Raw genomic sequence first — 24,931 nt, 5'->3', positions numbered from 1 at the left:
CCAAGAGCTTAAAGTTGCTTCTTATTTTCTCTTGATTTATGCTCAAATTAAAGGCTATTAGAATAACAGCTAAGAGCCTCCATATATTGACAGAATATAAAAATGATGATAGCATAAAGCGAACTATTTCAATAAGATTTATATGTTTTTTTAGAATCGTAGAAAGGAGCATAGTAGTAAATGAGCAAAGTTGTAATTATCAATGGAAGTCCGTTTACATCATCAAGATTAAATGGATTAATCCAATATGCTGAACAGCAATTGCAGCAAAAAGGAATTGAGATTGATTACATTCAAGTAGCACAGCTGCCTGCGGAAGATTTAATCAAAGCAAAATTTGACAGCGAGGCGATTCTGAACGCCAACCAAAAAGTGGAACAAGCTGACGGAATTATCATCGCAAGCCCAGTGTATAAAGCAGCTTATACAGGCGTATTGAAAACATACCTTGACCTACTTCCGCAAAAAGGGCTTTTGGGCAAAACAATACTTCCGTTGTTTATCGGTGGCACATTGGCTCACCTTCTATCTATAGATTATGCGCTAAAACCAGTGTTATCCACAATGGGAGGCAGATATATTCTAGGAGGCGTTTATGCCGTTGATGCCTGGGTAACCAGAGAAGAAAATGAACAATACAGCTTGTCTGAAGAGCTGGTGCAAAGATTGGACGCAGCAGTAGAGGAATTTGCGAATGCTTTAAATGGACAAAAAGCATGATCAGCTCCTAATCAAAACTCAGAGGTTTTTTTGTTCGTACTTGATTTCGCAAAATTGCCGCTAGTAAATTAAAAGCAGACTGCCCGTACGGTGCAATCTGCTTTTTTCATTATTATTGTTAATAAAAAATGAAAGCATTTTGAGTAAAATATTGAATTTTTCTTTATACAAGATGAAGATTAACGCCACTATTTTCCCATTTTTTGATTTCAATCTCACTTAATTCAGAGCCTATAATAACTGCATCAATTTGATTTGGACTGGCAACAGTATGCAATGCAATCCTTCCTACTTTCGTATGATCCGTTACAACATAGACACTCTTCGCAGCTTTTATCATAGAACGCTTCGTTGCAGCAATCTGTTCATCAAAATGAGTAAGACCAAATTTGTGATGAAGGGCTGGCGTTCCGATGAATGCTTTGTCCACATGAAGATTACCTAACACTTCATCAGCAATGAGTCCATTTAACATATAGCTTTCCGGATATAGCGTGCCACCTGTTACAATAACTTTAATCCCATTTGAAAAACGCAACTTTGCCGCAACATTTATATCGTTTGTAATTACTGTTATGTTTTTTCTATCTAATATCGCTTCAGCAATATGAACGGTCGTTGTTCCTGAGTCTAGTATAATATTTTCGCCATCTTGTATAAACTGTGCAGCACGCATGCCAATTCTTCGTTTTTCCTCGAACTGAACGGTTTCCCGATCCTGAAAAGACGGCTCCGATTTTACTTTATCTTCCTCAATGACAACGCCGCCATGGGTCCTTCTCAATTTCCCCTCTGATTCTAATAGCGACAAATCTCTTCGAATCGTTGCCTCATGGACATTAAAATATACAGCCAATTCAGCCACAGTAGCAATTTTCTTTTCCTTTACGTATTCTACTATTTTTTTTTGCCTTTCAAGAGCTAACATAGTCGAACTTCCTAACAATTTAAATTTTTCTATTCTTATATTATTCTCTTTTCATTAGGAATTCAATCGACTATGTTTTTTCAGATCTTGTTATTTCGTTTCTTCAGGCAATGTAATAAATTTGGTTAATATAGCGCTTACAAAATAAAGTATTGCCAGCACCCAAATAACTCCTACATTTCCTATTGAACCAATTAACAGGCCAACGATAGCAGGACCAACAAAAACAGGCAAGCCAGCGCCTAAATTTAGAACAGACATTGCAGCTCCTTTGTCCTCTTTCACCAACGAAGGTACTAAAGCAGACAACGGAACATATCCCGCTAACAATCCGCCCCATAAAATGGCTACTAAGCCAACGATCCAAATATTACCATTAAACCACTCTGGAAAATAATATATAGCTAAAGTAGTAACTCCGCAGCCAATACCGCCAAAATACATGATGGTATTGCGCCAGCCAATTTTATCCCCTATATATCCAAAAAATAGATTAAATAAAATATTGCTTGTAAAAATTGTCCCCCAAATAGCCAACCATGTAGATGTTGGAATTCCGTGTCCAGCAAGATAAGTAGGCAAAAAAACAGGAAATGCAAACTGCGCAGTAGTATTAATGACACGAACAATGCCGCCTAATAATACTTTCGGCTCTTCCTTGACAATTGTGACACCTTTTATAAGCTCATATAATTTTTCTTTAGCAGAACTTCCTTGATTTGGTTCTAATTTGTCTTTATTAATTATTAATGCGATTATCGCCCCTAATACGACCCAAAAGATTGATGACCACAACGTAGTATAGTGCCCAAATAATTTGATTGCAACTACGGAATAATAAGCCCCTAAAACATTTAAACCTCCTGTAAATACAAACCAAAACCAGCCGACTGCTGTTCCGAGACGCTCCTGATCGGCACGGTAAGCAATCCATACTAGGAAAGAGTATGCAAACAGCGGGTATCCCAAGCCCCTTAATGCATAAAACGGAACCATCCACCAAATATTAAAATTCGGCAGCCCAAAACTCAAAAATCCAATTGTCCCCAGTATATAAAATAACACCCCTAGCCACATCGTTCTTTTTGTACCAAGCGCTTCAACTAATACTCCGGACAGCCACGAGGAAACAGCGACTGTCACCCCATAAGCTGAAAACAATAGGCTAGTTTGCTGAACTGTAAATCCTTGATCAATTAACCAAGGACTTAGCCAGCCAATTTCCAGTCCATCTCCCATCATGAAAATTAAAATCCCTAAATAACCCCATGCAATCGAAGAAGGTATACCTAATTTTTCAGTCCATTTCACTCCAGTTACTTGTGTCATTATTTTACACCCCTTTTATTTAGTTCCATGAAAAAGATAAATATGTTTTTTTCCACCCTTTATGTTCAGCAGCTTCATCCATTGCCTTTTTTAAATCTTCTGCGTTTCGGATTGCTATGCTTTTTCCCGGTATCAACTTAGAGAGAGTTTTCTGATAATCTTCATTTAGAAATGCTTGCATCAAAGTTTTAAAATCTTCACTTGAACTTCTAGAACTTCCGTAAAGCTGCAACCCTTTTTCTAATACATCTCTTGTATTAATTGGTACACACTGCTCTGTCACCCCCATTAAAATCAATTTGCCTTCAGGCTCCAATAAATCAATCGCTTGGTTGATAGCGCTTTCGCTAAACTTGCCACCTGTGCATTCAATTGCAACTGTCACCCCTTTAGCTTCTAAAAAAGGAAAATCGTTAACTAAGTGTACAGTGGCAAAATCAAACTGATTCAGTTTTTCTTCCACTGCTCCAAACACTAATAGCTGGCTTTTAGGAATATGAAAATAATGATATAGCATTGCGGCTGTTAAATATCCTACTGGTCCATCGCCGAACACAGCAATTTTCCCTTTATGAAAATCTTCTTCTTTCAAATGATTCAGTGCATGCAGTGAAACTGAGCATAACTCTGCTAATACAGCAATCTCATCTTTCAGCTTTTCTGGAATTGGTACAACATTTTCGCTTGGCAATACTAAAAACTCCTGACCAATGCCATCATATCCGCTTCCTAAAAACACTCCAGTTTTACAATAGTTATCTGCGACATTTCTCCTGCAGGATTCACAACAATCTTCTTTTTTCTTTTGTTCTAATCTGTAACCAGGGATGCTTGGCACAATTGCAACCTTTTGTCCAACTTGTATAAACTCATCTTTTGAAATGACTACTTCTCCAATCCCTTCATGAAATAATGCCATCGGAAGCTTTTGGTTAAGAGCTTCTTTTCTTCTTTTGCCGGTATAGTATCTTAAGTCTGCATGACAAATACTGGCTAAAATAGGCTGGACGACTACTTCACCTTCCTTTACTTTATGTTCAATAATTGTTTCTTTAAATTTTCCAGGCTCTATTAACCTATAAGCCTTTGAATGAATCACATCTGTCATCCTTAATCCTCCATGTTCATTTATGTTCTTTCTTGCTTGTTTTTGATTGTTTATAATGAATATAATCCGATATTGTTTAAATTGTCAATATAAATGAACAAAAATATGTTTATTTTTGCTCGATTATATTAATTTTTTGCTTGTAAATTTTATTTTATTAGTTTAATATAATCAGTACAATGAAAGCATTTTCATGGAGTGGTTGGTATGGAAAAATATACTATTGGAATTGATTTCGGTACTGAATCTGGGAGAGTTTTAATAGTAAACATTGACGATGGGTCTATTAAAGGACAATGTGTCATTCCATATGCGCATGGAGTGATTACAGAGATGCTTCCGACGAACGATGGGACGAGATTACCCAGGGATTATGCTCTTCAGCATCCGGGCGACTATTTAGAAGTCATTATGAAAGGAATTCCTCATGCTATAAAAGATGCAAATATCAGCTCTTCACAAATTATTGGTATTGGCATTGATTTCACCTCATCTACTATGGTCGCAGTAGATGAAAAAGGAAAACCATTATGTTTTCACAAGGAATTTCAAAACAATCCCCATGCGTGGGTAAAATTATGGAAGCATCATGGACCGAAAAAAGAAACAGAAGAAATGTTCAAATTAGCTTCTTCACATAAAGAAAGCTGGCTAAAAAATTACGGCTACAACATTTCAACAGAATGGTTTATCCCAAAATGCTATGAAGTTTTTTGCAAAGATCGTGAAGTGTATGAAAAAGCTAGCTTATTTTTGGAAGCAGGAGATTGGATTGTTTCACAGTTAACAGGGAAAGTTGTCAGAAGCAATTGCTCGTTAGGCTTCAAAGCTTTTTGGAATGAAAACAGCGGTTTTCCCGTGCAATTTTTCGAAAAGCTCCATCCTGAATTTAAAAACATTGTTTCTTCAAAGTTAAAAGGTAAAATTGGATATATTGGTGAAAAAGCTGGGGTCCTCACTGATGAAATGTCAAGTCTTTTAGGATTGCCGAAAAATCTGCCTGTCGCCGTTGCCATTATCGATGCTCATTCCGCAGTATTAGGAGTCGGTTCATCCAAACCGCATCAATTGACAATGGTAATGGGGACGTCCACTTGCCATATTATGCTGAGCAAAAAAGAAATTCATATACCGGGTATTTCGGGAGTAGTAAAAAATTCTATTATCCCAAGATTATATGCATACGAAGCCGGACAATCCGCTGTAGGCGATTTATTTGGCTGGTTTGCAAAACAAGTTCCGGAATCATTGATGAAAGAAGCGAAAGAACAAGGAATTTCAGTATTTGATTTACTGGAAAAAAAGGCATCTCACCTAGAGCCTGGTCAATCTGGTCTCATTGCATTAGATTGGCATAATGGAAACCGATCTATACTTTCAGATGCAGATCTTTCAGGAATGATTGTAGGACTGACCCTCGCTTCCAAACCTGAGGATATCTATAGAGCATATATGGAAGCTACAGCATTTGGCGCAAAAATCATTATTTCAAATTATGAACAAGCAGGATTAAAAATTAATGAAATATTTGCTTGCGGTGGTTTGCCCCAAAAAAATGATTTACTCATGCAAATATATGCAGACGTTTTAAATAAAGAGATTATTGTTTCAGCCAGCGATTATACCCCTGCAGTTGGCGCTGCCATTCTTGGCTCTGTTGCAGCTGGCAAGGAAAATGGAGGATATGATAGCGTAGAAGAGGCTGTTGAAAAGATGAAACAGCCAATTTTGAAAACTTACAAACCAATTCTCAGCCATGTAGAAAAATATAAAAAATTATTTCAAATATATCAGCAATTACACAATTATTTCGGAATTACGAAAAAAAGTTGGATGAAGGATTTAAAATCTCTTTAATCCGAACATGTCGCCCCAAAAAATATCTGCATGGAAGCATATCGTCAGTGCCGAAAGCAATATGATCATTCATGCTTGAGCAAAAACTGAACACTATATTTTTAGCAGGTTTCTCATTGGAACAACCTGCTTTTTCTTTTCACGCAACAATTCTGCCAATATTTTGTTCAAGTCTGCCAAAAATTCGGCAAAAATCTATTTTGTATTTTTCTAATATTCCGCAAATTAAGCGCTTTCAATTTTGGTACGGTTCTTGCATGATATAAAGTCGAAAAAAAAATGAAAGGGGTTGTTTTGAGTGAAAGCAGCAGTAGTTAACGAATTTAAAAAAGCACTTGAAATTAAAGAGGTGGAAAGACCAAAACTAGAGGAAGGTGAAGTTTTAGTTAAGATCGAAGCATGCGGTGTGTGCCATACGGATTTACATGCAGCCCATGGTGACTGGCCGGTTAAACCCAAATTGCCGTTAATTCCGGGGCATGAAGGAGTCGGAATTGTTGTAGAAGTCGCAAAGGGAGTTAAATCAATAAAAGTGGGAGATCGCGTCGGCATCCCATGGTTATATTCTGCATGTGGTGAATGTGAATATTGTTTAACTGGTCAAGAAACACTTTGCCCGCATCAATTGAATGGCGGATATTCCGTTGATGGCGGATATGCGGAATACTGTAAAGCTCCCGCAGATTATGTGGCGAAAATTCCTGATAACTTAGATCCAGTTGAAGTAGCGCCAATTTTATGTGCAGGCGTAACGACATATAAAGCGTTGAAAGTATCAGGTGCTCGGCCAGGTGAATGGGTGGCCATTTACGGTATTGGAGGACTTGGTCATATTGCATTACAATACGCCAAAGCGATGGGACTTAATGTGGTAGCTGTTGATATCAGTGATGAAAAATCAAAATTAGCCAAAGATTTAGGTGCAGATATTGCAATCAACGGTTTAAAAGAAGATCCTGTCAAAGCGATACATGATCAAGTAGGCGGTGTTCATGCTGCTATTAGTGTAGCGGTGAATAAAAAAGCATTTGAACAGGCCTATCAGTCAGTGAAACGGGGAGGCACATTAGTTGTTGTCGGTCTGCCAAATGCTGATCTGCCTATTCCGATCTTCGATACAGTATTAAACGGCGTTTCCGTTAAAGGTTCCATCGTCGGTACAAGAAAGGACATGCAGGAAGCATTAGATTTTGCTGCTCGCGGAAAAGTCCGTCCAATTGTTGAAACCGCTGAATTAGAAGAAATAAATGAAGTATTTGAAAGAATGGAAAAAGGAAAAATCAACGGTCGTATCGTACTAAAATTGAAGGAGGATTGATGATGAGCTCAATTGCAGCCCCTAAATTAAAAGAAAAAGTTGAAAAGTTTTTATCCGGTAAGAAAAAAATGTATATAAACGGCAGCTTTGTTGAAAGCGCTTCAGGAAAAACATTTGACACTCCTAACCCTGCAACGGGAGAAAGATTGGCAACAGTTTATGAAGGAGATGCTGAAGATATCGACCGCGCTGTGAAGGCAGCCAGAGAAGCGTTTGACCGTGGACCGTGGTCAAGAATGAGCGCAGCAGAAAGAAGCAGGCTCATGTATAAACTGGCGGATTTAATGGAGGAAAATAAAGAAGAACTGGCTCAGCTAGAAACATTGGATAATGGGAAACCAATTCGTGAAACAATCAATGCCGACGTACCGTTGGCAATTGAACACATGCGTTATTATGCTGGATGGTCTACGAAAATTGTCGGACAAACAATTCCAGTCAATGGACCGTATTTTAACTATACACGTCATGAACCAGTTGGCGTCGTAGGGCAAATTATTCCTTGGAACTTTCCATTGCTCATGGCAATGTGGAAGCTTGGCGCCGCGCTTGCAACCGGTTGTACAGTTGTATTAAAGCCAGCTGAACAAACACCTCTTTCAGCTTTATATTTAGCTGAACTTATTGAAGAAGCCGGTTTTCCTGCCGGTGTTGTCAATATTGTTCCCGGATTTGGTGAAACAGCAGGTGATGCATTAGTCAAACATCCACAAGTTGATAAAATTGCCTTCACAGGTTCAACTGAAGTCGGAAAATTAATTATGGCAAACGCTTCGAAATCTCTTAAACGCGTTACGTTAGAACTAGGCGGTAAATCACCGAACATCATTTTGCCTGATGCTGATTTTTCAAAAGCAATTCCGGGTGCTTTAAATGGCGTCATGTTCAACCAAGGACAAGTTTGTTGTGCAGGCAGCCGCGTCTTCATTCAGAAGAAACAGTATGACAATGTTGTGGCTGATATGGTATCCCATGCAAAATCTATTAAACAAGGATTTGGACTAAAAGCAGATACAGAAATGGGACCGCTTGTTTCTTCCGAGCAGCAAAACCGAGTCCTTGGATATATTGAAAAAGGGCTGGAAGAAGGTGCTGAACTTTTAACAGGAGGACAAAAACCTTCCGAACAAGGGTATTTTGTAGAGCCGACTATTTTTGCCAACGTTGAAGATTCTATGACCATTTCAAAAGAAGAAATATTCGGACCGGTAATCGCTGCTTTGCCATATGAAGATATAGACGAGTTGATTGAACGTGCAAACGATACAAATTATGGATTAGCAGCAGGGGTTTGGACGCGCGATGTTACAAAAGCTCATTACATTGCTAACAAGCTCCGTGCTGGAACAGTTTGGGTAAACTGTTACAACGTCTTTGATGCTGCAAGTCCGTTCGGCGGATATAAAGAATCCGGCATAGGAAGAGAAATGGGATCCTATGCATTAGACAACTATACAGAAGTGAAAAGCGTCTGGATTGCCCAGAATTAAACAAAATAGGGGAGTGCTCGATAGACCCCTAAATAATTCAAGTAGAGAAAAACAAATCGTTTTTCTCTACTTGATTTCGTATTTTTGTCTGAAAGTAGCTGGCGGATGCCGGCTACTTTCAGTATGTTGTGGTAAGCAATGAATTGTTGCTTGCCACTTACATATTTTGTTTACCTTTTACATATTAAAAGGATTTTTTTATTTTTATATGGAATTATGTATTTATGGAAAAACTGTCAATGTTAAAGGGGGGACATAATGAACATTCATAAATTTGTCATGCCGGAGATAATATTCGGAAACGGTTCCATTTCTGAAGTCGGCAACTGCTGTTTACGTTTGGGCGCATCCAATGTGCTCATCGTCAGTGATCGCGGTATTTCGGAGGCCGGCTGGCTGGATGTAGTCATTGATAGCTGCGTCAAAGCCGGTTTAAAATACGAGACATTCATTGATATTACGGTTAATCCAAAGGATACAGAAGTGGATAAAGGGCGAAATATATATCTTAAATATGGATGCGATTCGGTGATCGGGATTGGCGGAGGCAGCGCTATTGATGCAGCCAAAGCTATTGCTCTGTTAGCGACAAATGGCGGAGTCATTCATGATTATGAAGGCGTCGACAAAATTAAGCATCCCCTCCCGCCTCAAATCATGATCCCTACTACAGCCGGCTCGGGATCAGAGGTTTCACAATTTTCTATTATTTTAAATACAGAAAAACAGAAAAAGATGACCATTATTTCAAAATCGTTAATACCTGATATTGCTATTATTGACCCTGAAACACTCGTGACAAAAAGTTCCCATTTAACTGCTTCAACAGGAATCGACGTTTTAACACATGGGATTGAATCGTATATTAGTTTGGCCGCAACACCGCTAACTGATGTTCATGCCAAAAATTCTATATCGCTTGTCGCTAAATATTTACGGCCTTCTGTCGCCTCTAAATTAAATAAAGAGGCGAAAACCAATATGGCAATGGCAAGTTTACAAGCTGGAATTGCCTTTTCCAATGCCATTTTAGGAGCTGTTCATGCCATGTCTCATGCAGTTGGTGGCAGATATCCTATTTTGCACGGCGATGTGAATTCTATTTTATTGCCTCATGTCATGGAATTTAATTATTTAGCAAATCCTCAAAAATTTGCAGATATTGCGTATCTCCTTGGATTAAATGATTGCGACATATCGAAAATGGAAGCAGCCAAAAAGGCGATTGACCTTGTGAAGGAATTAATTCAAGATGTTGGAGCTCCGCAAAGGCTTTCTGAAATTCATGTAAAAAAAGAAGAAATTCCTCAAATGAGCTTAACTGCTTTAAATGATGCATGTATGATCACAAATCCAAGGGATGTCACTGTCGAAATTATTGAAGAACTTTTCAGAAAGGCTTGGTAGAAATGTTGCTAAAAGATCGGGAAGAAATGATCAGCAAGCTGACTGGTGTCCAATCTTCTAAAAAAAGCTACTATAATGAATTGAAAATCATGGTTGAAGAGCTCAAAAAGAAAAACATGCAGCTAGAGGTGATAAATGAGGTAAATAGAAGCTTCAATATCGATATGTCAATAGATGAAATGCTGAAAAATATATTTGAAAAGCTAAAAGTTTTTTTTCCGCTTGAACGAATCAGTTTATCTTTATATGAACATGATAAGCTGACGCTAACAAATGTATATCCTCCCAATTCTTTATATTTTCCTATTGGATTTGTTTTTCCAAAAAAAGATTCTTTATATTGGCAGGCAATTGAGTCGTCACAAAAAATTTTTTACCAAATGAATAATGATCTTCATTATTTCATTGAAAAAAAGGCGTATCAATCATTAGGTATTCAAAGCGCCTTAGTCATTCCCCTCGTAAGCAAAGAAGCGGCTATCGGTCTTTTAAGCATTGGAAGCAAAAAAATCAATCATTTCGATGAATCGGACCTTGCGTTTTTTCAGCAGCTATCCGATCAAATTGCCGTTTGCATCGAAAATGTCCGTCTTTATCATAAAGTCTTAACAGCCAAAAAAGAATGGGAAGAAACGTTTCGTGCGGTATCAGATATGATGTTTATTACAGATTTAGAAGGAAATATATTAAAATCGAATGATTCTGCAAAAGAATATTTTAAAACCGATCTTATCGGACAGAATATACACAAGTTATTAGAAATCGATAAAAAGGAAGCTACTCAGGAAAAATATCTCTCAGTCAAAGAAAATATTATTGATGAGTTTCATTTAAAAAATCACGTCTTTGAATTCCGCTCATTTCCGATCTTTAATAGGAGCCATGAGGTTTATTCATATATCATCTACATTATCGATATTACAGAAAAACGAAAGATGGAGGCTCAACTAATTCAGTCTGGAAAATTAGCTGCTATTGGAGAAATGGCAGCCGGAATCGCACATGAACTGAACAGCCCTTTAACAGCTATCCTTGGCAATTCTCAGCTTTTATTAAGATCATTCAAACAGGACGACCGCTCCTACAAACTTTTATCAGACATATATTTATGTGGAAAAAGGTGTAAATCCATTATCCAAAATTTACTTACTTTTTCGCGTCAAGATGAATATGTGTTCGAAGAATGCTCTATCAATGAAGCGGTGGAACAAGTATTAGGAATTTTTAGCGACCAGTTTAAGCAACAAAATATCATCATTCAACAAGAACTGGCTGAGCATATAGATCATGTGAAAGGAAATATTCAGCAAATCGGACAGATCATTTTAAACTTGTTAATTAATGCAAAGGATGCCTTGGAAGAAAAAAATATACCGAAGAAGATCATCAAGATTGAAACAAAAGAAATAATTGAAGACAACAAAAAATGGATCACACTGTCCATAACAGATAATGGAATCGGAATTCAAAACCAGCATTTGCAGGAAATATTTAATCCTTTTTTTACCACGAAAAGTCCAGGAAAAGGCACTGGACTAGGGTTGTCCGTTAGTTTAGGGATCGCTGAAACACACGGCGGTACAATTGTCGTGAACAGTAAATACGGAGAAGGCAGTGAATTTATTTTAAAGCTCCCAGTTAGACACGAATAGAAAGGGAGATGATTTGCAATGAAAAAGGTACTAGTAATAGACGACGAACGTGAAGTAGGAAACTTTTTTCGACATCTTTTAGAAGAAAAAGGATATGATGTAAAAGTAGGTTTGAATGCTGAAGATTTTTCCAACTTAATTTCGCTCCATTCCTTTGATTTAGCACTAATTGATGTCAAGCTGCCTGGTACAGATGGTCTGCATTTGCTTAAGCAATTAAAAACAGCTCATCCTTCCTGTAAAGCTGTCATTATGACAGGATACAGCACAGTGAAAACGGCTGTAGAGGCCATTAAGAATGGTGCAAATGATTATATTGAAAAACCGTTCGATGATATAAGCCAATTAGAGAAAACATTAGAAGATTTATTAAATAGCGAGAAATTTTCTTCACCAGCAAACACCGACAAACTGGCCGATACGATTGGATTTATTATCGGCAACAATAAAAAGATGAATGAATTAGTCAAGCTGGCGGAAAAAATTGCTAAGAAAAACATAAATGTATTAATTGAAGGAGAAACAGGAACAGGCAAAGAGGTGCTTGCCCATTTTATTCACAACATGAGCTTAAGATACGATCAACCATTTGTCCGAATAAATTGCGGAGCTGTTTCCGAAACGTTATTGGAGAGTGAATTATTCGGGCATGAAAAAGGTGCTTTTACTGGAGCCATTAAACAGAAAAAAGGAATATTTGAAATAGCCAATAACGGTACACTGTTTTTAGATGAAATTGGTGAAGCAAGCCAGGCCATTCAAGTACAGCTGCTAAGAGTACTAGAGACGGGGGAATATTTCAGAGTAGGCGGTGAATCGATCCGTAAAACGAATACACGGATCATTGCGGCCACGAATAAAAATTTGGCCGAGGCTGTCCAAGAAAAAACGTTTCGAGAAGATTTATTGTATCGTTTAGATGTAGTGAAATTAAGAATTCCCCCACTGCGAAACAGAATAGAAGATCTCCCGCTGTTTTTGGATTATTTTCTAAAAAAGATAAACGCTTCACATCTTACATTCTCAGATGAAAGCATTGAACTAATGAAAAACTATAACTGGCCGGGAAATGTCAGAGAGCTATTTAACATTGTCAAAAGAGCCGCAACATTGGCAGATGGAGAGACAGACATAATTACGCCAAAATATTTACCCGACAAATTAAAAACCAGCTTCAGCTTCCAACTAACAAAATTTCCAAAAGCTAGCACAGTTCATGATGATTTAGAAGCTTATTTATCGAATTGGACGAAACATATTTTATCGTTATGGAAACAGCAAGATGACATCGACCTTGAACAAGTATTGGATTCCATTAAAGAATTAGAAAAACAAATTGGCCGATCATTTGTCCTCAAATCACTTAAAAAACATACAGGAGATCGAAAAAAAACAGCAGAAGCACTAAACATTACAACTCGGCAGCTACGATATTTGCTTAATGAAAAAGGGAAAATTTAAATTAAGCACTTCTTAAATAAATAAAAATTATTGTGAATGAGAATTAAATGCTGCCCGTAAGCTAAAACAAGCGGATCATGAAAGATCCGCTTGTTTTATTAACACATTACTTTTATAGTGAAAAAATCAAGCAAGCTTGAAAGCAGAAAACTCACAGCCATAAAAGCTGATACGGCTTTTCTAAATATTTTTTCACCAGCCCGAGAAATTGGCTTGCCGGAGCTCCATCAATTACTTGATGGTCAAACGTTAAGCTGAGCGGCAAAATTTTTCTCTTTTGAATGGTATCTCCTGAAAACACTGCCGTATCCGCAGCTGTTCCTACTCCGAGAATGCCCACTTCCGGAGGATTCAAAATCGGGGTGAAAAATTCAACGCCGTAAGCCCCTAAACTGGTGATCGTAAAGGTCGAGCCGCTCATTTCTTCGCTGCTTAAATTTCCTTCTCTTGCCTTCTTACTTAGTTCCTTGATATTTTTCGAAATTTCGTTTAAGGAAAGCTTGTCGGCATGGCGCAAAACCGGCACAACGAGCCCGTTCTCCAATGCAACTGCAATGCCTAAATGCACTGAATCATACGTTTGAATCTGCCCATTTTCATACAAACTGTTCATTTGCTTTTGATTTCGCAGCGACAGAATGACCGCCTTAGCTACAAAGTCAGTAATAGTCAATTTTAAATTCTGCTCATCCTGCAGTTCGCTTTTAATCTTTTCTTGCAGCTCAAATAAAGAGGTCACATCGGCTTTCATATGAATCGTCAGCTGTGCTGTCTGATGCAGACTTGTAAACATCCTTGATGCAATCACTTTACGCATGCCAGTGACAGTTTTTACTGCAATATCTTCTTGCTCTTCCGCCGGCTTATTTGTCGGGATTACTACTTCTTGTTCAGGTTCTAAATGGGGGGATGCTTTTTTCGATTGAATCGCTTTTTCAACGTCCGCTCTTGTAATTCTTCCTTTTGGCCCTGAACCCGAAATACTGCTCAAATCAATCCCGGCTTCACGTGCTAGTTTTCGGGCGGCAGGTGAAACGCGAATTGTTGTTTGAGAAGATAAGCTTTCTTCTTTCAAAATGGTTGTCGCCACTTCTTGGGCAGCATCGTTCGTTATGTTGTTGATTACCTCCCCTTCTTGACCGATATAGCCAATGGCTTTTCCTACTTCCACTGTTTCATCCTGCTCGGCAGCAATCTCTAATAACACACCATCTTGCGGTGCTTCGATATCCTTTTCAATCTTATCAGAGCTGATCACCACAACTGGTTCTCCTTTTTTTACTGGATCGCCCTTTTTCTTTAACCACTCTACTACCGTTCCTTCTTCCATGCTCATTCCCAGCTTTGGCATGATAATTTCAACTGTCATGTTTCATCTCTCCTTTGATGAATACTAGAAATGCTATGCGTGTTGATGTCTCCATTCATCAACACGCACAGCTTTTTTTATGCGGTCACGATCGCTTCGTCTCCAATTATTTCAGCCGCTGCCTTAAGCACTTTTTCCGGTGTCGGCAAGTAAAGATCCTCCAGCGCAGGCGAAAAAGGAACCGGACAATGCGGAGCCGTAATCAGCTTAATTGGTCCATCCAGATAATCAAATCCTTTATCTGCTACAAGAGCGGAAATGTCAGCAGCTGCACTGCAGCGAGGATTTGCCTCATCAATGACAATTAACCGGCCTGTCTTCGATACAGAAGATAAAATCGTTTCTTCATCAAGCGGGGACAGTGTTCTCGGATCAATTACCTCCGTTTCGACTCCTCTCGTTTTTAATATGTCGGCAGCCTTCAAGGCCGTGTGCACTTGCTTCCCTATCGCTACGATGGTCAAATCGCTGCCTTCCCGTTTGATATCCGCTTTTCCAAACGGGATCGTATAAAATCCTTCCTCTACTTCTCCTTTCAGGTTATAAAGTGTTTTATCTTCAAAAAAGATAACGGGATCATCGTCAAAGATGGAGGTAAGCAACAGTCCCTTCGCATCCGCCGGTGTAGAAGGAACAACGACTTTTAAACCGGGTATATGGGTAAAAAGGGCATACAGGCTTTGGGAATGCTGTGCCGCCGCTCGAAAGCCGGCACCGTGCATTGTTCGTATCGTTACAGGCACCTTCGCCTTGCCTCCGAACATATAACGAAGTTTTGCCGCTTGGTTCATAACTTCATCTAAGCAGCTGCCGATAAAATCGTTAAACATTAATTCGGCAATCGGTCTTAGTCCTGTTGCTGCGGCGGTAACTGCTGCACCAATATAGCCTGCCTCCGCAATAGGCGTATCCAACACTCTTTCTCTTCCAAACTCTTGAACAAGACCTTTCGTAACCCCCATTACTCCTCCCCAAGCTTCATCGTCCTGCAAATGATCCACATTCGCTCCTCCTGCAACGTCTTCTCCAAGTAAAATAACATTTTGATCTTTGCGCATTGCCAGCTTCATAGCTTCATTGACCGCACCAGAAAAAGAAATTTTTCTTGCCATTTTTCGTTCCTCCTAACTCCTTTGATTTAATAAGATACATAAACGTCCTTTAAAAGATCCTCAGCAGACGGAAACGGGCTTTTTTCAGCAAAATGTACCGCCTCCTCAACCGCTTTTGTTACCTGTTGTTCGATATTTAATAATTCTTGTTCGGATATTAATTGATTGGAAAGAATGTAATGGCGGAATTTTGCAATTGCATCATTCTCCTGTAAATGCTTTTGTTTTTCTTCCGCAGATTTGTAAGTCTGGGCGTCACCTTCAAAATGTCCGTAATTCCGATATGTCTTACATTCAATTAATGTCGGGCCCTCTCCATTTCGAGCTCGTGCAACTGCTCTTTCTGCCGCCTCATATACAGCTACCACATCTTTGCCGTCGACCACTTCTCCCGGGATATTATAGGCTTGAGCCCGATCCGCAATGTTTTTACAGCTGGATGCATATTCAAATGGGGTCGCTTCTGCATATCCGTTGTTTTCCGCCACAAAAACAACAGGCAATTTCCATATAGCTGCAAGATTAATACCTTCATGAAATGTTCCATGATTGTTCGCGCCGTCTCCGAAAAAACAAACTGCAACCGCTCCCGACTTCTTCAATTTTGCTGTCAGGCCTGCCCCAACAGCTAGCGGGAACCCCCCGCCGACAATTCCGTTGGCCCCAAGCATTCCTTTTTCAACATCGGCAATATGCATCGATCCTCCTTTTCCGTTGCACAATCCTGTTGCCTTTCCGTAAATTTCAGACATCATTCCGTTCAAATCACAGCCTTTGGCAATGCAATGTCCATGTCCGCGATGCGTACTTGTGATATAATCTTTGTCATCTAAATGCGCGCAAATTCCTACAGCGACCGCTTCCTCGCCAGCATATAAATGGACAAAGCCAGGCAGCACTCCTTTGCTGAAAATTTCATGAACCTTGTCCTCAAACTGGCGAATTTCATGCATTTTCTGAAATATCCATTTTGCTTTTTCTTGTGTAATGGGAGTAGATGTTGATTTGGCAATCGTCATAAAGATAACCTCCTATTTGATTGGCTTCACTTTTTTCATTTGCAACTATCATGCCAATAAAAAAATGCTTACAAATCAACATTCTTTGTAAGCGCTTTATAAAAAATATTTTTTTCATCTCATTTTGTCCTAATTTTTATCGTTTTGTCGCAAATTAGCTCAATTTATATTTTTTTAATTTGCGATACAGTGTACTTCGAGAGATATTTAACGCAGCAGCCGCCTCACCAATATTTCCATTTGTTTTCTTCAACATATTTAGAATGCGTTCTCTTTCTAGCTGATCCCGATACGACAAATTACCTTTATGGAATGTTTCGGAATTTTCCTGTTCTTGCTCCCAAGCAATCAGCATGGATTTCAAGTGGGAAATGGATGGAATACGGTCTCCATATTCCACTCGTATACGCTCGAGCACGTTAAACAGCTCCCTTATATTTCCGGGCCAGTGATAAGCTGAAAACAACTGTATGACATCATCTGGAAAAGAAATGAGCCAATCATTTTTTTGACAATAATACTCAATAAAGAATGGGATATCTTCTTTACGCTCTCTTAATGGCGGAACGTTAAGCGTGCATACATAAATGCGGTAAAATAAATCTTCACGCAGCTTTCCTTCCTTTACTAATTTGTATAAATTGCGATGTGTTGCAGTTATGACTCTTATATCAACAGGAACGGGCTTTTCCCCGCCAATCGGTACAACTTCTTTTTCCTGAAGCACTCTTAAAAGCGCTACTTGCATTTCCGACGGTATTTCACCGATTTCATCAAGAAAAATGGTTCCGCCGTCAGCCTGAACAAATTTCCCTTTATGTCCCGTCCGTTTGGCTCCTGTAAATGCTCCGTCAACGTAACCAAATAACTCGCTGCCGATCAATTCCTTTGGAATAGCTCCGCAATTTACTGCAACAAACGGCTTATTTTTTCTCACACTATTTTGATGAATCGAACGAGCAATGAGTTCTTTTCCTGTTCCTGTTTCTCCCATGATACAAACAGTCGACTCCGTTTTTGCAACTTTTTCACAGATCTTTAAAAGATTTTGAAATGATAAGCTTTTTCCAACTACTCCTTCAAAGTGATAAATTGTTGTAGGAAATGGAAAAGCTTCATGATAATTCGTCTTCTGCAGGGTAACTTCATAGCCAATCAAATCATGGTAAATGGAAGAAAAAATAGGAGTCTTCGTTTTGATTCGCCAATTTTTATCACAAATTTCTTCAAGCGGTTGATCCATCATGCTCGCGAAGAAAGAACGTAAACAATGATTGATCCATACAATCTTCCCTTGATCATCACATATCATTGAAGGGAAATGAGGATTTTTCACTTTCGATGAATATTTAAGCAACTCCAACATATCGTCCTTTTTTCTCATGTGAAATTGTTGTTCAATCGTATACGCTGCAGCGACAACAGTGGCTAAGGCATGGTTGGAAAATTGAGAGCAGTCGATGGGGTAAGATAAGTCGATAATTCCGACAAGTTCTTTTTTTTCGTCATAGATCGGCGTGGCTGAACATACCCACTGCTGAGAAGCAAGAGAGTAATGCTCTAACCCAGTAACCGTAATAGGTTCACGAATCCTCAATGTTGTTCCAATTGCGTTCGTCCCCACCTCATCTTCAGTCCACTTCACCCCCTCAATAAAATTGATTGTTTCTGCCTTGTTCATGGCCTGTTTATGGCCGTTCATATACAAAACGTATCCGTTACTATCAGCGAGAAGAAGAATTGATTTCGTTTCTTGAAACACTTTTTCCAAATGTTCTAATATCGGAGCAGCAATTTGAAGCAATCTTTGATTCTTTTTCCTTCTTTCCGTCAACAGCTGCGAATCGAGCACAATCCTTCCTTTTCCATCGTAAGGATCGACATTTTGTCGGCGGCAAATATACCATGACTCTTCAATTCTTTTATTCATCCTCCCATGATCCAATACTCCCTCCCGAACAAAACGGCGCCAAATTTCGTGTTTCAAAGGATCAACGATACTCATTTTTCTCCTCCTTCCCACATTTTCCACCAATATGAACATTCGACTTTTTATGCAAAATTCCTTTTGAAATACGCTAATCGTTGAATTAAAGCTTTTACTGCTGAACAGTTTTTTATTTTAGATAGCGACTTGTCTGGAAAAGTTTTTTAGATAAACGCTTCATAGGTCATCGTGAAAATGAAAACGATCCAAGCGACAGCCATGGAACTTTTCATTGTCAAAATCAGATTATTATGATGCGGTGAAAACAATGAAACGTTGTGTTGACCAAACATTGATTAAATGGTTTTTCGTCATAATCAAATATATGAAACTGAAAGACTGAAATTCTGGAAGTATCTTAACATTTGCATTTCGAGGATGTTAGTCATTCAATAATGCAGTAAAACGTATAGGCTTATCTAGCGAGCAATATTGACATACAATTTTCACCTTTAAGTTCTAGTAACAGGAAGAAAACTATTGAAGTTGATTTTCATTCCCAATATAATTGAGAATGAAAATCATTAATTTGAGGGGTTGTTGATCGCATGAAACGCTATAAATTGCCTGTCATATTATTTTTATCAAGCAGTTTGTTGTTTAGCTGTTCCCAATCAAATGAAAGTTCAACGGAACCGGCAAAAAAAGAGACAGCGAAAGAAAGCTCCCAAGTTGATTTAAATCAAATATCTACAGATTATCGCACGTTTGCGATCGCTGAAATAGATGAATTTGTTAAAAAGACAGAAGAGTTTGCCAATGCAGTGATCGCTGGGGATGTGGAAAAAGCAAAAGAACTTTATGCGCCGGCTCGCATGCACTATGAGCGTTCTGAACCAATTGCTGAAGCGTTTGCAGAACTCGATCCGAAAATTGACGCTCGTGAAGGTGATGTCCCTGATGCAGAGTGGGGAGGTTATCACCGGATTGAAAAGGGACTCTGGGTTGAAAATACGACGAAAGGCTATGAAAAATATGCTGAGCAGCTTATAAAAGATGTGAAGCTTTTGCGCGCAAAAGTTGAAACTGTTGATGTGACACCCGATCTTTTGATCACCGGCGCAGTCGACCTTTTAAATGAAGTTTCAACATCAAAAGTTACAGGGGAAGAGGATCGTTATTCCCATACAGATTTATACGATTTTGCTGCCAATGTTGAGGGTGCTGAAAAGATTTATGAATTAATGAGCCCTGCCCTTAAGGAAAAGGATGAGGCGCTCGCTAAGGAAATTGAACAGCGGTTTCAAGCAGTTTATGCACTTCTTGACAAATATAAAAAAGGCGACGGGTATATTTCATATACTGAGCTGACCAAGGATCAAGTAAAAGAATTGAGCCAATCGATCAATGAACTGGCAGAGCCTCTTTCTAAACTAGGGGTTGTACTGGAGGGATAGCCAATGTCTGAACCTGAAAAAAAAGAAACGACATCTGTCTTTAACAAGAACGTATCAAGACGAGATGTGTTGAAGGCTGCGGGCATCGGAGGAGTCGGCGTGCTAATCGGTGCATCCGGCATTGGTGGAGCGCTAGCATTGGCTGACGTTTTGCCGACCTCTCAAAAAAAAGAAAATACAAATGCGGTTGTTCCGTTTTACGGAAAACATCAGGCAGGCATTGCAACTGAAGTGCAAAACCACATTTATTTTGCTGCTTTTGACGTGACGGCTGAAGACAGAAACGAGCTTATTCAGCTTTTTAAAGAATGGACGAAGGCTGCCGCAGCTATGACAGAAGGCAAATCGGTTGGAGATCCAGCTAATAATAAATACCTTCCTCCAGATGATACGGGGGAAGCTGCAGGACTTAATGCGTCAAATTTAACCATTACTTTCGGCGTCGGCCCGACGCTTTTTACAAAAAACAACAAGGATAGATTTGGTTTGCAAAAAAAGCAGCCGGATGAACTAAAAGAACTGCCGAAGTTTCCGCTTGATTCATTGGAAGAGCAGTGGACAGGCGGAGATCTTTGTATTCAAGCATGCTCGGATGATTTGCAGGTTGCCTTCCATGCGGTTAGAAATTTAGCGAGAATTGCCCGCGGCAAAGCGGTTCTTCGCTGGGCACAGGCCGGCTTCCAGCGTACAAAGCAAGCGAGTCCGAAAAAGGAAACGCCGCGAAATTTATTTGGCTTTAAGGATGGAACAGTGAATCCAAATGTGAAAAATTCTGCTGAAATGAATCAATACGTTTGGGTGCAGCCCGGTGACGGACCTGATTGGCTCGTGAACGGAACGTATTTAGTAGTAAGGCGGATTCAAATGTTTATCGAAGTTTGGGATCGGACTACTTTAAAGGAACAAGAAAATACATTTGGCAGATATCGGGATTCAGGTGCATACCTTGGGCAAAAAAATGAGTTCGATCCACCGGATTTTGAAAAGAAGGATGAAAACGGAGAATACTACATTCCAATGACCGCCCATGTTCGAGTCGCTCACGGTGACGGAAAACAGAAAATTTTGCGCCGTTCTTTTTCATATGCGGATGGAATAGATGCAAAAACTGGAACATTTGATGCCGGATTATTGTTTATCAGCTTTCAGCGCAGCATAAGCAAGCAATTTATCCCAATTCAAAAGCGGCTTTCGCAAATGGATGAATTAAACGAATATATCGTCCATCGAGGAAGTGCCGTATTTGCCTGTCTTCCTGGAGTAAAAAAAGGCGGATATATTGGAGAAACGTTATTTTCATAATCCCTTTCTCTCTTTCATAGGAGTTGAAGCTGATGTATAAAAAATTAGGGCTTATTGCCTTCGCAATTCTTTTCACAATGGGTATTTTCTCAAATAAAGCCGTAGCCGCAGAGAACCTTGATGATTTATATGTTTTGATAGGCGATGCCATCATGAAAACAAAGGAAGCGAACTGGGATGTCGTACAGGACAATTTAGAACAATTCTCACAGCAATGGAACGAAGTAAAAGCTGTTGATAGCAAAAAAACAGCTGAAGTCGATAAACAGTTAAAAAATGCGAAAAACGCCCTGGCTCAATCTGAAAAAGATGCAACGAAAATAAGTGAAAATTTGTCCGCTTTATCAAAAGCGCTTACTTCGTACGAAGAAGAACAAAATCCGACAGATCCGCAAAAAGAAAAAGAAAAGCTAAAACAGATGTATCAATTTATTGATGAAATCGAAAAAATGATTCAAAACAATAATTTTGATCAGGCGGCCATGAAATATCAGCAATTACTTTCCACTTGGACGGCAAACGAGAACATTGTTCGTACCGAAAGCGTTGTTTCGTATGGCGAAATTGAAACACAGCTTGCTTTGTTAAGAATTTCACTGACGCAAACTCCGCCTGATCAAGAGAAGGCTTTAAAGAGCCTCAAGGATCTGACAGCTTCTGTTGAAAATTTTTTAAGCGGGAAAAATGCGGGAAAATCCGCTGGAAATGAATACACATTAAGTGATGTAACAGATTTATTGGAAAAAAGCGTACAGTCGCTAAAAGATCATAACCCATCCGAGGCATCAGAACATTTAAACAAAATATTGCTTATATGGCCGGTAGTTGAAGGGGAGGTTCGGACAAAAGACTACTCCCTATACAATCGCATGGAAACTGAAATTCCCTCCGCAATCAGTTTATTGCAGTCTGACAATAAAAACGTAGAAAAAGCTCAAACGATGATTAGTGAATTGTATGATTCCCTTCAGCTCATCGAAGCCAAAACAAGCTATACGTATATAGATGCTATGCTTATTTTACTGCGTGAGGGATTTGAAGCTCTTTTAATCATCGCCGGTTTGCTTTCATTTTTGAAGAAAACGAATCATGCCGACAAACAAGGTTGGATTTGGATCGGCGTTTTGTGCGGCATCATTTCTAGTGCTATTCTAGCTGTTGTCATGAACATGTTTTTCTCCAAAATAACTGTTGCCGGAAGCCGCGAATCGATCGAAGGAATCGTCGGCATCACTGCTGTTGTAATGATGCTGACGGTTGGCGCTTGGCTTCACAAAAAGTCAAATATCGCCCACTGGAATCAATATATTAAAGAGCATCTCGGACACGCATTGGCAAAAGGAAGCTTGTTTTCCATGGCCTTGCTAAGTTTTCTCTCAATTTTTCGCGAAGGTGCCGAAACGATTATTTTCTATGCCGGAATGGCTCCGTCGATGGAAATCAGCCAGTTAATTTTAGGAATCGCTATCGCCATGGCGATCTTAGTGATCCTCGGGTTTATTATCATCCGCTTTAGTTCAGCGATTCCCGTCCGGCCGTTCTTTATGGGCGCAACGCTGCTTATTTATGTATTATCATTCAAAATGCTCGGAATCAGTATTCATGCCATGCAGATAGCAAACACGCTGCCAACACATTCATTGCCGAATGTTCCTTATATTGAACCAATCGGTTTCTATCCGACGATTGAAACAGTAGTGCCGCAGCTGCTTCTTATTCTTATCATCATCGGCGTAACGATGTATGTGAAAAAAACGGCTGTAAATGAAAAGGCAGTTCTTGAAAAATAAAGGATCTTAAAAGCTTCAATAAAAAAATGTACTTCGGTGAATACCGCAGTACATTAGCTGAATGCACGAGGTGCTAGTTGAACTTATTATTGTTCGACTAGCACCTCAATATTTTTCATTATGGAGTTAATTTTAAATCCGCCCAGTGCGGGTGTGCCTCAACTCTACGCTCCATATCACGGAACGCATTGAGTGAACGTCTCAGCTTACTATAAGCGTCGCCGCCTTCACTCCAACCTAAGTAGCCGATCATTCCGTTATAACCGATCTTTTTTAACTGTCCAAGCAACGCAAAATTATCTAACTCTCCAACATCCAAAGGCTCGATTGTTGCCACTCCGCCAAAACCGTGCGGATTTCGGCTGCTGCCGGACATGTTTACTTGTTTTAAGTAAGGAGCTACCGCTTGAATCGTTCCTTTTAGATTTGTTCCATCTGCCGCATACCAATGGTAGCCGCAAAAGACAATTCCAAGATTAGGATGGTTCAGGCGTTTGCATAGTCTCACTGCATCTTCATGGCGTTCAATCCAGAAGGATAGATGCGTGTAAAGCAAAATGTTAATATTTCTTCGTTCGGCAATCTTCAATGCTTTTTCCAGCCATTTTACTGCGATGTCGTCCCCTTTTGGATCTGAAGGGCGGATATGCTCTCCGACAGATTGAATCGCCAGCTCAACCGTGCTGCACCCTTCCATAATCTCCAGCATCTTTAAAATGCCTGCATTTCTTGGATGGTCCTCGCCTAGTGAAAGATCTAACACAACGTACACGCCTGCGACGTCCAGCCCATATTTCTCCTTAACGTTTTTGAGCTTTTCTACATCTCTCCATCGCTCTCCGTGCCAGACGGATAAATGGGTTGCGTCATAGCCAATTTCCTTTAACATTTCACATCGAGCTTCAAAACTATAAATACCCATTGAATTATAGAAAGCAAAATCCATTGCGTAAAAAGGGTAAGCCATTTTCTAATTTCTCCCTTCCTTTTCCGTTGAACGGTACATTACAGTGATTTCAACGCTTCGCTAATTTCTTTATCTCCTGACATTAAATCGAATGCTTTTCTATACGTATTTGGTTCATCAAGAGCTTGAACAATCGTTCTTGCTACATCCTCCCGAGGAATGTAACCGACAGGTAAGTTTTCGGCTGCGGTAACCAGTCCTGTACCTTTTTCATTCTTTAGATAACCAGGACGAATAATCGTATAATTTAGGCCGCTATTCATCAACACACGGTCGGCATAATGTTTGGCGACATAATATGGCTTAAGGTTTTCCGGCCAGTTCTGACGATTATGGGCTTGGAATGAGCTCACGATAACAAAACGTTCAATTCCGATTTTTTCAGCAGCCTCCATGGCTTTTACAGCGCCGTCTAAATCTATCAGCAATGTTTTATCAGCCCCTGTGTGTCCACCTGAACCAGCTGAAAATACGATCGCATCGCAGCCTTTGGCCGCTTCGGCAATTTCATCGACAGTGCCTTCCAAATCAGCGAGCACCGCTTCAATTCCTTTTTTCTGAAAATCCTCCAATTGCTCTTGCTTTCGAACCATTGCACGAACAGAATGCTGTTCATGCGCATGAAGCATATTTACTACTTGTTGTCCTACTTGCCCGTTGGCTCCAATGACCAAAACTTTCATCATATCCATCCTTTCTCATATTGATGGTTTTTAAA

The 24,931-nt window shown here is 39.5% G+C and carries 19 protein-coding genes; 10 read left to right on the top strand and 9 right to left on the bottom strand.

What is annotated here, in order from left to right:
• The first annotated feature begins 180 nt into the window (after positions 1 to 180).
• Entirely contained in the window at positions 181 to 720 is a 540-nt protein-coding gene (ssuE, locus tag ACVIJU_RS05885) for an NADPH-dependent FMN reductase (protein ID WP_456687381.1), read from the top strand.
• A gap of 163 nt (positions 721 to 883) precedes the next feature.
• On the opposite strand, the gene ACVIJU_RS05880 is transcribed toward ssuE, so the two are convergent.
• The 3 genes from ACVIJU_RS05880 to ACVIJU_RS05870 form a co-directional block, all read right to left on the bottom strand.
• A complete protein-coding gene (locus ACVIJU_RS05880) occupies positions 884 to 1,648 on the bottom strand; it encodes a DeoR/GlpR family DNA-binding transcription regulator (RefSeq protein WP_063387235.1) in 765 nt (254 codons plus the stop codon).
• 90 nt (positions 1,649 to 1,738) lie between these two features.
• Positions 1,739 to 2,977 (bottom strand): MFS transporter, encoded by a 1,239-nt coding sequence (locus ACVIJU_RS05875; protein WP_117016929.1) that lies wholly within the window; start codon positions 2,975 to 2,977, stop codon positions 1,739 to 1,741.
• Between the two features lie 19 nt (positions 2,978 to 2,996).
• Positions 2,997 to 4,085 (bottom strand): alcohol dehydrogenase catalytic domain-containing protein, encoded by a 1,089-nt coding sequence (locus ACVIJU_RS05870; RefSeq protein ID WP_456687380.1) that lies wholly within the window; start codon positions 4,083 to 4,085, stop codon positions 2,997 to 2,999.
• Positions 4,086 to 4,292: 207 nt separating this feature from the next.
• Here ACVIJU_RS05870 and ACVIJU_RS05865 point away from each other — a divergent pair, with 207 nt between their 5' ends.
• The 6 genes from ACVIJU_RS05865 (at position 4,293) to ACVIJU_RS05840 (ending at position 13,270) form a co-directional block, all read left to right on the top strand.
• Complete coding sequence (locus ACVIJU_RS05865) at positions 4,293 to 5,942, top strand: ribulokinase (RefSeq protein WP_066250957.1); 1,650 nt, start codon at positions 4,293 to 4,295, stop codon at positions 5,940 to 5,942.
• A 298-nt stretch (positions 5,943 to 6,240) separates the two neighbouring features.
• Positions 6,241 to 7,260: an alcohol dehydrogenase AdhP gene (gene adhP / locus ACVIJU_RS05860; protein WP_063387231.1), complete on the top strand. Its 1,020-nt coding sequence runs from the start codon at positions 6,241 to 6,243 to the stop codon at positions 7,258 to 7,260.
• Between the two features lie 2 nt (positions 7,261 to 7,262).
• Positions 7,263 to 8,750, top strand: a complete 1,488-nt coding sequence (locus tag ACVIJU_RS05855) for an aldehyde dehydrogenase family protein (RefSeq protein WP_063387230.1) — start codon at positions 7,263 to 7,265, stop codon at positions 8,748 to 8,750.
• Positions 8,751 to 9,008: 258 nt separating this feature from the next.
• Entirely contained in the window at positions 9,009 to 10,157 is a 1,149-nt protein-coding gene (locus tag ACVIJU_RS05850) for an iron-containing alcohol dehydrogenase (protein WP_063387229.1), read from the top strand.
• A gap of 2 nt (positions 10,158 to 10,159) precedes the next feature.
• Entirely contained in the window at positions 10,160 to 11,809 is a 1,650-nt protein-coding gene (locus ACVIJU_RS05845; RefSeq protein WP_063387228.1) for a GAF domain-containing sensor histidine kinase, read from the top strand.
• An 18-nt stretch (positions 11,810 to 11,827) separates the two neighbouring features.
• Positions 11,828 to 13,270, top strand: a complete 1,443-nt coding sequence (locus tag ACVIJU_RS05840) for a sigma-54-dependent transcriptional regulator (protein WP_063387227.1) — start codon at positions 11,828 to 11,830, stop codon at positions 13,268 to 13,270.
• Between the two features lie 151 nt (positions 13,271 to 13,421).
• Here ACVIJU_RS05840 and ACVIJU_RS05835 read toward each other — a convergent pair whose 3' ends face one another.
• From ACVIJU_RS05835 to ACVIJU_RS05820, 4 genes are all read right to left on the bottom strand, one after another.
• Positions 13,422 to 14,639 carry a dihydrolipoamide acetyltransferase family protein gene (locus ACVIJU_RS05835; protein ID WP_094244576.1) on the bottom strand — a complete coding sequence of 406 codons (1,218 nt, stop codon included), beginning with the start codon at positions 14,637 to 14,639 and terminating at the stop codon, positions 13,422 to 13,424.
• A 77-nt stretch (positions 14,640 to 14,716) separates the two neighbouring features.
• Entirely contained in the window at positions 14,717 to 15,751 is a 1,035-nt protein-coding gene (locus tag ACVIJU_RS05830; protein WP_063387225.1) for an alpha-ketoacid dehydrogenase subunit beta, read from the bottom strand.
• A gap of 26 nt (positions 15,752 to 15,777) precedes the next feature.
• Entirely contained in the window at positions 15,778 to 16,770 is a 993-nt protein-coding gene (locus ACVIJU_RS05825) for a thiamine pyrophosphate-dependent dehydrogenase E1 component subunit alpha (protein WP_063387224.1), read from the bottom strand.
• 154 nt (positions 16,771 to 16,924) lie between these two features.
• Entirely contained in the window at positions 16,925 to 18,775 is a 1,851-nt protein-coding gene (locus tag ACVIJU_RS05820; protein WP_066250963.1) for a sigma-54-dependent Fis family transcriptional regulator, read from the bottom strand.
• 530 nt (positions 18,776 to 19,305) lie between these two features.
• On the opposite strand from ACVIJU_RS05820, the gene efeO reads away from it, so the two are divergent.
• Genes efeO through ACVIJU_RS05805 form a run of 3 tightly spaced genes read left to right on the top strand, consistent with a single transcriptional unit; the run spans position 19,306 to position 23,246 of the window.
• Positions 19,306 to 20,154: an iron uptake system protein EfeO gene (efeO, locus tag ACVIJU_RS05815; protein ID WP_456687379.1), complete on the top strand. Its 849-nt coding sequence runs from the start codon at positions 19,306 to 19,308 to the stop codon at positions 20,152 to 20,154.
• A 3-nt stretch (positions 20,155 to 20,157) separates the two neighbouring features.
• Positions 20,158 to 21,456, top strand: coding sequence for an iron uptake transporter deferrochelatase/peroxidase subunit (gene efeB, locus ACVIJU_RS05810; protein ID WP_456687378.1), 1,299 nt, complete (start codon positions 20,158 to 20,160; stop codon positions 21,454 to 21,456).
• A 32-nt stretch (positions 21,457 to 21,488) separates the two neighbouring features.
• A complete protein-coding gene (locus ACVIJU_RS05805; protein WP_456687377.1) occupies positions 21,489 to 23,246 on the top strand; it encodes an FTR1 family protein in 1,758 nt (585 codons plus the stop codon).
• 118 nt (positions 23,247 to 23,364) lie between these two features.
• On the opposite strand, the gene ACVIJU_RS05800 is transcribed toward ACVIJU_RS05805, so the two are convergent.
• Together ACVIJU_RS05800 and ACVIJU_RS05795 are read right to left on the bottom strand one after the other, a co-directional pair.
• A complete protein-coding gene (locus tag ACVIJU_RS05800) occupies positions 23,365 to 24,213 on the bottom strand; it encodes a sugar phosphate isomerase/epimerase family protein (RefSeq protein ID WP_063387219.1) in 849 nt (282 codons plus the stop codon).
• 38 nt (positions 24,214 to 24,251) lie between these two features.
• The gene (locus ACVIJU_RS05795; RefSeq protein WP_063387218.1) at positions 24,252 to 24,896 is read right to left on the bottom strand and encodes an SDR family oxidoreductase; all 645 of its coding nucleotides are present in this window, start codon (positions 24,894 to 24,896) and stop codon (positions 24,252 to 24,254) included.
• Between the last annotated feature and the right edge of the window lie 35 nt (positions 24,897 to 24,931).

The organism is Aeribacillus sp. SP014, assembly GCF_054055575.1.
Note: the sequence above shows the minus strand (reverse complement) of the source record. Positions and strands in the feature narration are given on the sequence as shown.